Annotated in this window: 14 protein-coding genes and 1 other RNA gene; 7 read left to right on the top strand and 8 right to left on the bottom strand. The window is 48.3% G+C overall.

The features are described 5' to 3' along the window. The first annotated feature begins 303 nt into the window (after nt 1–303). Entirely contained in the window at nt 304–774 is a 471-nt protein-coding gene (locus ACXX53_RS14340) for a DinB family protein (protein WP_458569330.1), read from the top strand. 562 nt (nt 775–1,336) lie between these two features. Here the strand turns inward: ACXX53_RS14340 and ACXX53_RS14335 are convergent. Further along, complete coding sequence (locus ACXX53_RS14335) at nt 1,337–1,753, bottom strand: zinc ribbon domain-containing protein (RefSeq protein ID WP_458569329.1); 417 nt, start codon at nt 1,751–1,753, stop codon at nt 1,337–1,339. A 265-nt stretch (nt 1,754–2,018) separates the two neighbouring features. On the opposite strand from ACXX53_RS14335, the gene ACXX53_RS14330 reads away from it, so the two are divergent. The 5 genes from ACXX53_RS14330 to ACXX53_RS14310 all read left to right on the top strand — a co-directional run bounded on the left by ACXX53_RS14330 (nt 2,019) and on the right by ACXX53_RS14310 (nt 4,852). Further along, nucleotides 2,019–2,576: a bifunctional transcriptional activator/DNA repair enzyme AdaA gene (locus tag ACXX53_RS14330; protein ID WP_458569328.1), complete on the top strand. Its 558-nt coding sequence runs from the start codon at nt 2,019–2,021 to the stop codon at nt 2,574–2,576. 3 nt (nt 2,577–2,579) lie between these two features. Then, nucleotides 2,580–3,044, top strand: a complete 465-nt coding sequence (locus ACXX53_RS14325) for a methylated-DNA--[protein]-cysteine S-methyltransferase (RefSeq protein ID WP_458569327.1) — start codon at nt 2,580–2,582, stop codon at nt 3,042–3,044. After that, nucleotides 3,044–3,640: a DNA-3-methyladenine glycosylase family protein gene (locus ACXX53_RS14320; protein ID WP_458569326.1), complete on the top strand. Its 597-nt coding sequence runs from the start codon at nt 3,044–3,046 to the stop codon at nt 3,638–3,640. The genes ACXX53_RS14325 and ACXX53_RS14320 overlap by 1 nt, the downstream gene beginning before the upstream one ends. A gap of 313 nt (nt 3,641–3,953) precedes the next feature. Next, nucleotides 3,954–4,318: a transfer-messenger RNA gene (ssrA, locus tag ACXX53_RS14315) on the top strand. Between the two features lie 333 nt (nt 4,319–4,651). After that, nucleotides 4,652–4,852 (top strand): cold-shock protein, encoded by a 201-nt coding sequence (locus ACXX53_RS14310; protein WP_458569325.1) that lies wholly within the window; start codon nt 4,652–4,654, stop codon nt 4,850–4,852. 297 nt (nt 4,853–5,149) lie between these two features. Here the strand turns inward: ACXX53_RS14310 and ACXX53_RS14305 are convergent, their stop codons facing one another. The 7 genes from ACXX53_RS14305 to ACXX53_RS14275 form a co-directional block, all read right to left on the bottom strand. Next, nucleotides 5,150–6,010, bottom strand: coding sequence for a MurR/RpiR family transcriptional regulator (locus ACXX53_RS14305; protein WP_458569324.1), 861 nt, complete (start codon nt 6,008–6,010; stop codon nt 5,150–5,152). A 98-nt stretch (nt 6,011–6,108) separates the two neighbouring features. Then, nucleotides 6,109–6,786 (bottom strand): hypothetical protein, encoded by a 678-nt coding sequence (locus ACXX53_RS14300; protein WP_458569323.1) that lies wholly within the window; start codon nt 6,784–6,786, stop codon nt 6,109–6,111. 57 nt (nt 6,787–6,843) lie between these two features. Further along, nucleotides 6,844–8,988, bottom strand: coding sequence for a hydantoinase/oxoprolinase family protein (locus ACXX53_RS14295; protein WP_458569322.1), 2,145 nt, complete (start codon nt 8,986–8,988; stop codon nt 6,844–6,846). 137 nt (nt 8,989–9,125) lie between these two features. After that, nucleotides 9,126–10,421: a citrate transporter gene (locus tag ACXX53_RS14290; protein ID WP_458569321.1), complete on the bottom strand. Its 1,296-nt coding sequence runs from the start codon at nt 10,419–10,421 to the stop codon at nt 9,126–9,128. 38 nt (nt 10,422–10,459) lie between these two features. After that, nucleotides 10,460–11,809 carry an FAD-dependent oxidoreductase gene (locus ACXX53_RS14285; RefSeq protein WP_458569320.1) on the bottom strand — a complete coding sequence of 450 codons (1,350 nt, stop codon included), beginning with the start codon at nt 11,807–11,809 and terminating at the stop codon, nt 10,460–10,462. A 342-nt stretch (nt 11,810–12,151) separates the two neighbouring features. Next, a complete protein-coding gene (locus tag ACXX53_RS14280) occupies nt 12,152–12,748 on the bottom strand; it encodes a cysteine hydrolase (RefSeq protein WP_458569319.1) in 597 nt (198 codons plus the stop codon). 105 nt (nt 12,749–12,853) lie between these two features. After that, nucleotides 12,854–13,207: a collagen-like protein gene (locus ACXX53_RS14275; protein WP_458569318.1), complete on the bottom strand. Its 354-nt coding sequence runs from the start codon at nt 13,205–13,207 to the stop codon at nt 12,854–12,856. A gap of 198 nt (nt 13,208–13,405) precedes the next feature. Here ACXX53_RS14275 and ACXX53_RS14270 point away from each other — a divergent pair, with 198 nt between their 5' ends. Further along, nucleotides 13,406–14,326: a VOC family protein gene (locus ACXX53_RS14270; RefSeq protein ID WP_458569317.1), complete on the top strand. Its 921-nt coding sequence runs from the start codon at nt 13,406–13,408 to the stop codon at nt 14,324–14,326. Nucleotides 14,327–14,389 lie beyond the last annotated feature (63 nt).

Raw genomic sequence — 14,389 nt, 5'->3', positions numbered from 1 at the left:
TGAATTCGCTCTTCCTCTTTCAGTCTCTTTCCCATACCGAATCATCTCCCTTATCTACAGTTTAAAACACTGTATAGGAAGACTCCAGTTTAATTAGGGGGCCTAAGAGTTACGTACAACATAATCCTGCTTGGTCAGTGATTCTGGTGGGGATTGTTGTATTTCATACAACATTTCAATGGGCGCGTTGGGTGTTGAGTATCTGTTATCCGCATCAACAATTGAAGCAACACAATCGGCATATGCTCCATCCATCTGGAATTCATAAACATAGATGAAGTAGCCATAAAGGAGTTGGTACTTATGCTGAAGGGCACGATCGCTAGCTTGGAGGGATTGCTGCAAACTGTTCCTCAACGAGTTCTACTATTGCATCACGATGACATGGTGCAACCGCGTGCGGAAGGGAAATGGTCACGACTTCAAATTCTAGGTCACCTGTGTGATTCAGCCATCAACAATCTGACCCGATTCATTCAAGTTCAATATCACGCGGAACCGATGCTCATGACTCTGTACAACCAAGATATCTGGGTCGAAGCCCAACACTACATGGATGCACCTCTGGAAGATGTGCTGGGGCTTTGGGTGAGTCTAAATCAGTCTATTGTTCGTGTAATCTCCAATTTGTCGGAGGCAAGTTTGTCTCGTGCTTGTCAGTGGCCTGATGGAAATGTAGTCACACTGAAGTGGTTGATCCAGGACTATGTTGAACATATGGAGCATCATTTGCGGCAAATTTTCACCAATGATCTTTCTCTGGAAGTGAACTAGTTGAAGCTTGTGTTTTCTTAGATTTCAGATTGGGGTGGCGTGATGCCATCCTTTTTACATCTTGATATACAAAAAGCATCGTTTGCGACGATGCTTAGAGGACTTATCAATGCGCTGCATATTCGGAAGCGGTGTATCTGAATAGTGCGTAACCTAGAAAGGCATAGACTGCACAATTGATTAATGAGAATGATGTTATAGCTGTAAAAGGGAACAAGATTAGAAAGGCCTTTCCCCATAACGCATAAGGTACGTACTTGACTTGATTTGATGCTATTGTGATCCATACTCCTAATAGAAACGCTAGAGAAGCAATTGCGTAGAGTGGGATGGTGTTAAAGATTGTATTCAGAGCTCTAAAGCTCCCGAGTGGGAGGATCTGATAGAGTAGGTCCCTTAAAAAAAGGATGCCAAGCGAGCCAAATAAGATATACAGATTATATTTGCTTAAGAGCTGAAACCATGAAAATGATTGGAACCATTTATTCAGTTCCTTGAGAACAATCGAAAATTGCTGCATTCGCTGTATCGCTCCTCGGATATGATGGTGTACTTATCAAGTTCACTGCTTGTCTTGCGGATCTGCGTCCTCTGCATCTAATGGAACGGATACGTCGGAGGCTGCTTCGAATGTGCTGCCGCAGTCCGGACAGAACTTGGCATCAAGTGCGACGGTCTTACCGCATGCTTTGCATGGCTTCTCATCAGATAAAGTTGCGATCTGTTCCAGATTGGCTTCAATCTCGGACTGAAGCTGTGCAATTCGATCCATATGAGGCTGAAGAACGTCAGTCGATAAGTTAGGCCATTCATGATCCTGTCTGGATTCATACACGTACTTGCCTATCTGCTGGAACTGTTCATCGATTTCACTCTTCTTATTGTTGTTCTGCATCTTTAAGCGATTAATCTCAACAACTAACTTTGCTTTATTTCCGGCTTCTGTGACACCGGACTTGAGTTTGTTTATAAAGCTCAAATGATTCTCTCCTTCCAAATACTACTCGTTTTCACTGTAATTCGATATAAAATGCTAATTTCCTCCTGCTTATGTCATAATAATTGGTTATTTTGAATTATTATTCTCAGATGATATTATCAGGTTTACTCCAATAGACCTGGTTGGTTGGAACTAACATGTACACCTGGCCTAAGAATTACTTCGTAAGATTGAGGAAGATTGTTGGAGAAAACGAGGTTACAATAGATGAAGTAGACCTATTAAAGCGAGGGGAGGGAGTTCGGTGACATTCCTATCGGTAGATGAAAAATGGAACGCCGTGGTGACATGCGATAAGGCTTATGATGGCGCATTTTATTATGCGGTGAGGACGACGGGTATCTACTGCAGGCCTTCCTGCGGTGCCAAGACACCGCTGCGAGAAAATGTGCAGTTCTTCAATCATCGAGATGAGGCGGTTGCCGCAAGCTTCCGTCCCTGTAAGAAATGCAGACCCGACCTGCTGGTCTATGAGCCGGAGCGCGAGCTCGTTGAACGTGCTAAACAGTTAATGGCATCAAATGTCGGCACCCTGCTAACGATCCGAGATATAATGAAACAACTGGGGATTAGCCAGAGCAGCTTTAACAGCTTATTTCAAAAATATGTTCATGCTTCCCCCAAGCAGTATTGGACGAGACTGAAAATTGAGCAATCAGCCAGATTGCTGACCGAGACAGAGACGAGCATCGTGCAAGCGGCGTTGTCCTGTGGTTTTATGAGCTTATCCAGCTACTACAAATGCTTCAAAGAACAGACGGGCACAACTCCGTCGGAGTATCGAAAGCAAGGAAGGTGTTAGCACATGCCGATGTATTATTATGAGACAAGCATAGGGAAGATTGGTATATCGGAGCAAGACGGTTATATTAAAAATGTATATTTTGAAACAGATACTGTACCGGAAAATGTGGAGGTTGCGGAGACGGAGGCACTTAGAGAAGCCGCTAAGCAATTGCATCTGTACCTTGCGGGTGAGTTGAATGAGTTTACGCTGAAGTTGGCGCCAGAGGGGACGGCATTTATGCGGAAGGTGTGGGAATGTCTGTGCGAGATTCCTTATGGGAAGACTGCGAGCTATGGGGAGATCGCAGCTCATGCAGGCAACTCTAAGGCTTCGCGGGCTGTCGGCCTCGCGAATAATCGCAATCCGATTCCGATCTTCATCCCATGCCATCGAGTAGTTGGGGCTAACGGGAGCATGACGGGCTATCGCGGCGGTATTCCGATGAAGGAGAAGTTAATTGCGTTAGAGAAGGGGAAGGTTTGATGGAGGTATTTCGATACGGTCAGCTTGAAATGGATTATCTGCGACAACAGGATGAAGTGCTAGGCGCCGCCATTGACCGATTGGGTATGCTGGAGCGTAAGGTGACACCGGAACCATTTTCGACACTTGTAAATAGTGTGGTTAGCCAGCAGATATCGACGAAAGCCGCTCTGACGGTGTGGAAGCGGCTCTGTGATACGCTCGGTGAAGTGACGCCGGAACGTATTGTCAGTACTGACCTTGAGGCTATTCAAACTTGCGGTATGTCTGTTCGTAAAGCTGGCTACATTAAAGGTATCGGAGAAGCGGCGGCCAGCGGAATGATCGACTTCAACGGATTCGACTCCATGTCCGATGCGGAGATCATCAAGCAATTGTCCTCTCTGAATGGGATCGGCGTGTGGACGGCAGAGATGCTGCTGATCTTCTCGCTGGGCAGACCAAATGTGGTGAGCTGGGGCGACCTCGCGATTCGGCGCGGCATGATGAATCTGTATGGGCTCACGGAGCTGAAGAAGAGTGAATTCGAGAAATACCGGGAACGATATTCGCCATACGGTTCGGTGGCATCATTGTATCTGTGGGCGCTGTCCTGATGAGGTGTTCGGACGGATAGTGCTTTACTTTAGAGGAAGACCTCTTTATAATTGCAATATATGAGCTGAGCGAGTTTATGGCTTGTATCCATCTAATTCCGCACTTAGCAGAAGTCACATAAGGCATATTGGATGGGAGATATGTTATACTAAGTACATCAGAGCGAGGCGGGCGTTGAAGAATGGCCTGATATCGCTGCTGACCTTGACAATAGAATAAGGTATGAAGATATGGTATATAGTCTACCGATGCTTCAACTTCCTTAATCTAAAGACTGCTACCCTGTACGGGTAAGCTTGTCGCTTACACTATGGGGGCGTTTTTGGATTCGACGGGGATAGTTCGGGCTCGGGTAGCGGGTAGTGGGGCTGCGTCCACTTCAACAACGCGAAAGCCTATTTAAACGGCAAACAACAAAACAACTTCGCATTAGCAGCTTAATAAACTGTTAGCGAGCTTCTACTCTGCATCGCCCATGTGCCGAGCTAGGGGCCCAACTTTAGTGGGATACGCTGTCACATCTCCGCCTGGGGTGTGCTGAAGAAGACAATCAGGCTGACCCAAAGTAGAGCCGGTTACGGGGCGCTACTCGGGTGACATCAAAACTGTGACTACACCCGTAGAAGCCTGTGTTGCGTTATCTTCGGACAGGGGTTCGACTCCCCTCGCCTCCACCATCATTAAGCCGACCGCATGAGGTCGGCTTTTTGCTATGTATTATTTCGCATCTCTTAACACATTTCCGTGATTGGATACTGCGGATCGGGACGAGTTGGTATTGCCAATTTATTCACGTGTAGATAATTAAGTATCTTAATGAACTTACATGTGTTATAATCAATTTATCGAAAGAAAGAGTTACCTAACGAATTCGCATAGCGTAGAGGGTTATTCTTGAGACAACAATAACCTTGTACCATATGTGAATTTTTATTTTTTAAGGGATTTTGCAAGAGATTTTTTTTGGGATAAGATTGACATGTAATTTTAAATTAGGTGGTAATTGTATTATGGAAACAGGAACAGTAAAATGGTTTAACGCAGAAAAAGGATTTGGCTTTATCGAGATCGAGGGCGGCAACGATGTATTCGTACACTTCAGTGCAATCGTTGGAGATGGCTATAAGTCCTTGGATGAAGGCGAACGCGTTGAATTTGAAATCGTACAAGGCAATCGCGGCCCACAAGCCGAGAATGTTGTAAAACTCTAATCTTAGAGCCTGATGCCCCAAACATTATGTTTGGGGCATTTTTTATGTTCTAATGTATTAATGGCATAAAGAGAGATACAGATGTACTATTTATCTCGCAGAGGTATTCAATATAATCCCCAAGGATCAGGGGGTATTACTGCAGATCGATGACCGTTATCTGCAGCCGCATTATGCGGCATTGCTGCCGGATGAGTGGAAGTGAGCGGTAAGAAGCCATAATTTTGACTGGAAGTATGGCCATGAAAAAAGCGCCCCTTCCGTGATGGAAAGAACGCTTTAGAAACTTAGTTGTTTTCATAAATAATAGTTGGTCATCGCCTGATCGCTGGCCAGAACGGCCTCACTGTCAAGCTTCTTCTTCAGGTAAGCCTTGTCCGATGAAATGAAGATGCTCATGATCAAATCGACGACGAACAGGAATGTGATGTGGTTGGACATCAGCGCGCTGTTATTGACCGATATCTTATCCGGCACGATGATGTTCACGTCCGCATTCTCCGTAATGGGTGACGAATCGTAACAGGTGATCGCAATCGTCTTGACCTGGTGAACCTGCGCGATCGCTACCGTCTCCACGATTTCCTTCGTCGAGCCGGAGCGGGAGAATGCCACAACAGCGTCCTCTTTGCCGCACTGCGCGGCGGCGATTTTCATGGCGCGGCTGTCATTGATCGCTTCGGCCATGATGCCGATAATGGACAAGCGGTTCTTCAAGGCGATAGCGGCCAGATAAGAATCGAACATGCCGATAATATAGATGCGCCGGGCTTTCTTCAGAATGTCCACCACTTGGCGGAGCTGTTCCTCGGTGACAAGCGCTGATGTATTGACAATCAGTTCGTTATAATCGAGCGCAAGCGCATCAATCGGATTGATTTCCCGTCTTTCTTTCTTCTTAGCTTGCATATCCCGATAGAAGGCATCTTGGGCGAAGGCGATTTTGAAATCGTTGAAGCCCTTGAATCCGACCTTTTTACAGAAGCGGTTGATACTTGTCTCCGATACGCCGATTTCATTGGCAATGGCCGTAATCGTGTTGCGCGTAATAAAATCCGGATTGTGTATAACGAAATTGGCAATCTGATTTTCACCATATGTCAATTTCTGCGATTGGGATACGATTTTGGCGATGACGGCCGGAACCTGTGAAGACATGATACCTCCTCCTGATCTAACGCTGGAAATGACTACTCCGGCGTGTCTGGCAATAGCTTTTCCCATTATATCATAATGAGCGAGGTATTGAGAGTGCGTCATATCCATAATTTACAAGTTTCGATCTGCTCCATAAAATCTTCAGTCGCAAGCTGTTGCTCCCCGATCAAATAGGCATAGTCCAGCAAGTTTGGGAGGCGGGGAAGTCCCAGCAGCTCTTTGCAGAAGGCATGCGCAGCGATCTCACAGCACTGCACTACGCTTGATTTTCTCGTATATGGCCCTAGCTTAAAAACCTCGATCCGCTCAAGCTTTTCATTCGTGAAAATCTGCTCCCGGTACTCCAGCCAGTGATAGAACTCATGAGCCAGATGAATATCGACTAGAAGGTCGAGATCCGATGCACTGTCGCTGGATCTTTCGCCTAGGATTTCTTGGCATACCGTCCGCATTCCCTTGAGCGAGGAGGCGTACAAAATAATTTCCGGCGGTGTCTTGGAGAAATCGATCTGTGCGCGGAAGGAGACGTTATGAAATTTGCCAGAAGCCTCCGTGATCTCATAACGAAGTCCAGCGTCCCTGCACATGCCGCGAATGCCGAGACCTCTGTATGTCGCAGCCGCCAAGCGTCCGGCCTGAAGCGATTCATGAACGTAATACGGAATCTTCTCTGGCGGTATTTTATGAAACAACGGGTCTTGGCGAAGCTCCATACAACCTAAGACTTCATCGGACAGATCGGACAGCGAGTTCGGTAAAAGGGTTTGAACCGACATTCGAGCACCCCCTTGCTAATTCAGTAAAATCAATCTCTAACGAAACTAGGTATCCTATTACTGATAAGCCACAACCAGCATTTCATCTTCTGCTGCGAGCATCTCGGTTTCAATTTCAAGAATGGACAACAGCTGCTCTTTGGTCTGCATGCCGGTTAAGTCCAGCATCTTCTCCTTATAAAAGGCGAACACCTTCGGAATCGTGGCATTGGCATCGGAATAAATGGTGTTATCGTCCAGGAATGAGCTTAGCGCTTCCGGCGCGGATTTGCTCAGCTTCGTAAAGTGCACATTGGTCTTCTTGAAGCGGACGACGCCTTCGCGGTCGAGAACGCTGACAGAGCTGGATTTCTTTTTTAACAGGCCAAAAAAAGATTTCTTCACATTCTCGCTGACGAATAGGCTCCAGCGTCCGGTCTGTGCGGCGAGTGTCGTCGATTCTAGCGGCTGGTCGATGGAGCTGGCAGCAACGGCCCTCATTTCTTCCACCGACATTGCTTCCTGTGCCAGGTCCTTGGAGCGCAGCTCGGTGGAGCCAGTCGCCATGGCGCGGAGAATATTCTTCTGGCTGTCGATCTCGATGCTGACTTCGACCGTTTCCTCGGAAGCGCCAGACTGTACGATACGCTCGATGATGTCGGCGCGGATGCGCTTGATATCCTCTTCTGTCGGATTGACGACCGTCCGCTCTAGCTGTTCTTTGACCATGGCCAGTGCTACGCCGATCGTGGATACATAAGGCGCATTGTTGGCGATTTGCGACTTGAGGCCTTCGCGCTCCGCCATTGCCGGAACGAGCACCGCACCGCTGCCACCACCGCCAACCAGTGTGACGAAGCTGCGGTCGAGTTCATAGTCCTCGATCATCTCGTTGACGGTCTTCATCGTCTTATCGATGGCGATATTCATAACCTGTCTGGCGGCTTCTTCTACGCTTAGTCCAACATGATCGGCCAGCGCCTTCCAAGATTTCAGCGCTGCTTCCTTGTTTCCTCTGGCATAATCGTCCTCGGGAATATAATTTAGAATGTTGGCCGCTCCGGCTAATGTATACGAGAATTCTTTGCCCCCGGCGCATTCACAGATGACGTATTCGACAGGGTCGCCCTCGCGGGGGCTGATGAATTTCACCTTCGGGTCGACAATGTTCTCTGTCGAGGTGAAGGCTTCGTACTCTTTACCGGCGATATGCGCGCTGCGCGGTCCGACATCGGTAATTCTTCCACCTGCTACCTTGATCATGCTGCCGCCGGCGATGCCGAGCGTGCGCACATCCAAGGATTGCAGGTAGGTGCGGTGGCCGCCGACCTCGGCATTCTTGATCATTACCTTGCCGTTCTTGATCACGGAGATGTCGACACTGGTTCCGCCGACCTCGAAGAAGATACCGTCGGAAATCTTCTCGTACATCAACGCCCCGGCAACGCCCGCGGCAAGACCGGATAGCATCGTCAGAATCGGGCGCTTGCGTACCTCGTCAATGCTCATGACACCACCATCGCAACGCATAATCATGAGTTGGGACTGGATGTTGGCATCCTTGACGGACTTCTCGGTCATATTGGCGGTCTCCATCATTTTCGGAATGAGGGAGGCGTTAATGACGGCTGTTCGTGTCCGTGTCTTCAATCCGTAGAGTTGGCTGATCTCGTGTCCGCCCGTGGCGTACATGCCCTTGCGGTTGGCAAGATCAACGACGCGTAGCTCATTGGTTGGATCATCCACGCTGTACGCTTCGGAGGCGACGATCACCTCGGCGCCCTGGGCCGCCAACTCGTCGATGGCACTGTTGATCTGCTCATCCGTCATGCTCTTGGAATCTAGATACGTATGAAAAGTGTGCAGGAATTTGCCCGGTGCTAGCTCGATATCGCCCGGATTGGATTCGGAGCGGGCGCTGAGCCCGTCGATGCCGGAGCCCATACCGATGATGCCGATCCGCGCCACGTCTCCTTCGAGCAGGGCGTTGGTAGCCTGCGTTGTTCCGTGGGCGATGAAGCTAACGTCTTCGGGCTGGATACCTCTGCTGTCCAGAATTTTCTTTAGTATTTGTACAATCCCTTTGGCCACGCCGTCCGGGTCATGGTGGGTAGTTGGGATTTTCATTCTCTCAATGACTTCGAATGTTTCGTTGTCGATCAGTGCCGCATCGGTAAACGTACCGCCGACGTCAATGCCGACCCTTACTTTCGTTCTCCCCATAATGTTCTCCTCCAGCTGGCGGGTCAAGGACCTTCTGCTCGAGCCTGTGTAGGTTCTTTGCAGGGTCCTTGTGCCCGGTTTTATCTATAAAGGTAATTTAAAAAGTCCACTTTTGATCACAAAGTAAATCATGAAGCTTAAAATACCATAAACGATCCAATGATGACAGCGATCAAGACGGATGCCATTGTCCATGGCAGTGTCTTCTTCAGAATCTCGTTAATGTCGCACTTCGTGAAGTCAGCTACCCATACGTTATGCGAGTTCGTAGGGTCGGAGACGGCTTGCACGTTGCTGACAGCGCGCAGGGCAAGCATTGCAGCTACCGGAGTCATACCTGCGGATACGAACAGGGCCGCGATGCCGCTGCCAAGTCCCCATACGTTCAGCGGTCCGCGGTAGATAGCCAGCGGCGACAGAATCGTGAAGAACAGGATAAACATCAGTGGGGTACTTGGCAGTACGGACTCGATCAGCGGCGAGATGACCGCCGATACCTGCGGTGACATAACAGAGCTGAGTAGGATGCCGATACCGATCATGAGTCCCATCGCACCAGCGACGTCTTGAATTCCTTCTACTAGCGCACTGGAGAGGATATGGATCGGACGTTTCGGCCAGGTGAGCAGGATCGTGACAATTGCGCCGGCAATAACGGCCGGAACGATATCGATTTTGAAAATAAAGACGAGCAGTACCGGTACGAGCGGGCTAATCAGGGCAATTGCAGGCACCTTTTTGTCACCGCCGCCAGGCGTCGCTGCTGGCATCGCCCATGCTTTGCGGCCTTTACCATCTTTCCGGATATAGAACACGATCATGGCCAGGGCAATGACGATCAGTGGGGAAGCGACAACTAACGTGTAGTCGGCGATCTCCTCAATGGAAAGACCGAGCACATCGACATATACAGCCCAATTGGATACGTTGAACAGGGCGCCGACGCCAACGGCCAGCAGAACAACGATAGAAGCGACGAATTGAGAAATGCCTGCCGTCAGCATAATCGGAATGACGATCGTGCCGACGAGGATGACCATGCCCAGTCCTCCTGCTGCGGAAAAAATAATGGATGCGGTAATAAAAAACAGAATAGCTATAAGTACAGGTTTATCACCGGCCAACTCGGCCGCCTTGCGAATAATGGATTTGGTGATGCCGACTTTGTTCAGAATTTGGCCGAACCAGGCACCGAAGATGAGTCCGGCGATGGCGCCAGATAGTTTCATCGAGCCTCCGGCCAGGATCGTCTTGGCGATTGTTGCCGTCTCGGGATCACTTGATAGCAGCGGTACCCCTGCGATAAGGGCGAACAGAATCGCCATGCAAGGCAGAGCCAGAATGGTAGGCAGCTTGCGCGTCATCATCAGCCCTACAAACACCAGAAATACGAGCAGAATACCGATTGCTTGTAACCACATTGTAGTTGTCATTTAATTGTCCCCTCTCCAAATGGGTGATAGAAGTTGAACTAAATCTCCAGGTATGCCTTTTGCTCTTTGAGAATTGTCTGCACTTTCTTGATGTCGATGTCTTGTACGTTCCTGCCCTCTAGCGCCGCGAGTGCAGCGGCAATCCCGCCGCCATGACCGATGGCTCCGGTCGTCGGAGTGGTTCTCATCGCCGCTTGCGCTTCAAAAGTTGCTGAGATACAGCGGCCGATGACGATCAAGTTATGTACGGAGGCGGTAATCATGCAGGAATAAGGAATGCTATATACGCCGCCCCATTCCAGCTTTTGATGCTTGGTACCCTCGCCGTCCGGGCTATGGATGTCGATCGGATAACCAGAATGGGCGATCGTATCGTCGAACAGGCGCTGCTGCAAAATATCCTCGGCCGTCAGCGTATAGATGCCTTTGATTTGGCGCGAGCCGCGAACACCGATGTTTGGTCCGGTGGACTCGACAACCGCATGCTCGAATCCCGGTATGTATTTGCGGACAAACAGCTCCAACTCACGGCACTGCTTGCGGCCTTCCATTTCAGCCTGGCTGAGACTGTGCGCGTCGGTGGCGTCATAACCGATAATCCGCGTTGTATTGAGGATGACCTCGCCCGGGTTATTGGTCTCAAAGAACAAAATATTTTCACGCGGAATGGAGATTTCGCCCCGTTCCTTGGCTAGTCTGAACAGGCTGTCAAAGCCGCCAACCGAAAGACGTGGGGATTTCTCAATAATGGAGGTATCCCCGTTATACAGCGGGAAGTCTTCCGGATGACTGTGAATATATTCCTTGACCCTTGGGATATCGACGTTGTACATTTTCATTTTCAGGGTCATCGGCTGCGTTGCTCCGTCGGATTCGCGCCCTTTGGTGTATTCGACTCCGGCAAGGGCCGAGAGGTCACCATCACCCGTTGCGTCGATGAAGACGGAAGCATGGATGTCGCTGAGCCCGGATTTATTGCATACCTGTATGCCTGTGATGCGGCCATTTTCCGTATAAACGCCTGCCAGCATCGTATGGTACAAAATATCGCCGCCTGCTTCTGTGACCATTAGCTCCAGCTCATGCTTCATCGCTTCGGCGTCAAACGGGGTAACAGAATATGTAAATCCAACCGTGTCGAAAATATGCCCCGGGGATTTGCCCAACCGCTTCAGCCGCTCGATCAGTTCCCCGGTGAAGCCCTGAATGACCTGCTTCTCGCCGGCATGGAATGTCATCATCGGGCCGACACCGTTAGCGGTCAGTGTGCCGCCAAGAAAACCATGAGACTCGACAATAAGCGTCTTCGCCCCGGTCTTGGACGCGGCGATGGCCGCCATAGCACCGGCGATACCGCCGCCCATTACAACTACGTCATACTGATTCATGTACTCTTCGCTCCTTTACTTGTAAAGTTAATTCCTCTGCTGCCTTTAGACTAACAAATAAAAAATACCTTGTAAACGCTTTTAGAAAATAATTTTCTAAATATACGGGAATATAGAAAATTATTTGCTGAATTGTGATAATTGATGTAAAAGGAGGGTTGTGTAGAATTATCGTAAAAAAGAGGACTTCCGAATGTTCGGAAGTCCTGAGGGTATCAACAATGAGATTGATGGATCGCCGTCCTGCGGAGAAAATTAGATAATTACACGTTCGACTCTGTTATTCAATAGCACTCAAAGCGTCTTTACTCAAGAGTTATAAGTCCATCAGGCAGTTCGCCTTCAAATTGTAATGAGATCAGTTCTCGTTAATACGGTCTTGTCTCGTGATCCAGGGCTATTAAGCAGGTGCCATGCTGTGTACTGTTCGGGGTATAGATTGGCAGCAGACATTCCATCAACAGGAACCGCAACATTATATCCACGGAATGCAGCAGCTGTAGCCGTATGAAGGACAGCTCCGTTTGCCGAGTAACCAGTTATTATAACGGTTTGAATATGGTACTTTCGTAAAATATCTTCTAAGTCTGTTCTGTAGAATTTATCTACGTTCGATTTTACAATGGGATCTGTAGGGTAAGGACTTAATTGATGATTAATATCGGATACATTCCCTGTATGCGTAAGACTATAGACAACTAACATTCCTGCCTGACGTGCCTTATTCAATAAGCTCTTGATCCTAGGGATGGACGAAATACAGCGATGTTTGTTACATATAGAATTCTCCATATCTAAGATTAGGAGTGCAGTACTTTTGGGGTCAGGATAGATTGCTTTTAATTCAGGTGCAGGTGGGGGGATTACGGCATTCCATTCATCGATGATGGTATGGTCATATCGCCAATAGCCGCATATGGGACAATGATAATAGCTCATAATACCCCTCCTTATCGTTCTATTCTTTAGCCTATGTGGAGAGTTAGAGAAGGTGACGCGAAAAAGCTCCATTTCTAGTGAAACGGAGCTTTTTCGCGTGTTTGTTTAGAAACATGTAAAGGATTGGATGGATCGCAAGCCCAATCCGGTATACAACCAAAACCTTCCGTTCCACCGAAACCCTGCAACCGAGGTGGGCCCTACGAAAACCGGGAAAAACCAGAATTGATCTCTATTCACGAGCCAAACATACGTCATCCGAAACAAACAACCAGCAATCGCTCCTGGGTCGACAGCAAAGGGCGAAACCGCAGGCTGCTGAGGGGTGAATCCCGGGGGAGGTGTGCTGGGTGGTCCCATAAGTCCCGGTTGTCCTGACGGTCCTGGTGGTCCCGGTTGCCCTGGGAATCCTGGAAATCCCGGGAATCCTGGGGGACTTGGAGGTGGGGTAAATGACATGGTCTTGTCACTCCTTAATTGATGGGCTAAAACATTGTATGTAGGAGCGGAGATAAGGGAACGGGCGTATTCAATATTTTCCTAACGCGGTTTGCAGAGGATGTAATCTATTTATTCGCAAACAGTGTTTGAACGGCTCAATTATGGTATATAACATATAGGGATATCAAAATTCCTCCGTAAAGGGGCTGTTGAATCATGTCAATTAGTTTAACAGATCAAAAAATCGTTCCGCATTTATGGTACGACAAAGAGGCAAAAGAAGCAGCCGAGTTTTACGCTTCCGTGTTCCCGGACTCAAAAATTACGAATGTAACCACATTACATAACACACCATCAGGCGATAGCGATCTAGTTTCTTTTGAAATATGGGGTCAAAAATTCATGGCGATTAGCGCAGGACCCTATTTTAAAATCAATCCGTCTGTGTCTTTCATGGTTAATTTTGATCCATCTCGAGACAAAGATGCGAGAGGGAGAATTGATGAAGTTTGGAACAAACTATCTGATGGCGGCACAGCGTTAATGCCGCTGGACAAGTATCCGTTCAGTGAGAGATATGGCTGGATTCAGGACAAGTATGGTTTGACGTGGCAGTTAATTCTTACTAACCCAGAAGGCGAAGAACGCCCTACGATAATACCGTCGATATTGTTTGTCGGTGATGTTTGCGGTAAAACGGAAGAGGCGATTCATTTTTACTTATCCGTATTTAAGAACTCAAAGCAGGGTCTTACTGCTCGCTACCCCAAAGGCATGGAACCCGATAAAGAAGGGACGATCATGTTCGCTGATTTCATGCTTGAAAATCAGTGGTTTACCGCAATGGACAGCGCGCACGAGCATAGATTTGGTTTCAACGAGGCAATTTCATTCATGGTGTATTGCGACACACAAGATGAAATTGACTACTACTGGGAAAAGCTCTCTGCGGTTCCTGAAGCCGAGCAGTGCGGCTGGCTGAAAGATAAGTATGGAGTGTCCTGGCAAATCGTGCCGAGAGATATGGACGAGATGATGAGCAAAGGTACACCGGAGCAAGTAGCTTCCGTAACAAAAGCATTTCTTAAAATGAAGAAATTTGATATTGCGGAATTACAGAAAGCATACAAAAGATAATGTGATCTAGGCCCCAGCATAATCCTGCATAGTACAAATCCACAACCCCATGAGGTTGTGGGT

The sequence above is a fragment of the Paenibacillus marinisediminis genome (genome assembly GCF_054343325.1).
This window is presented reverse-complemented; position numbering and strand designations above follow the sequence as displayed.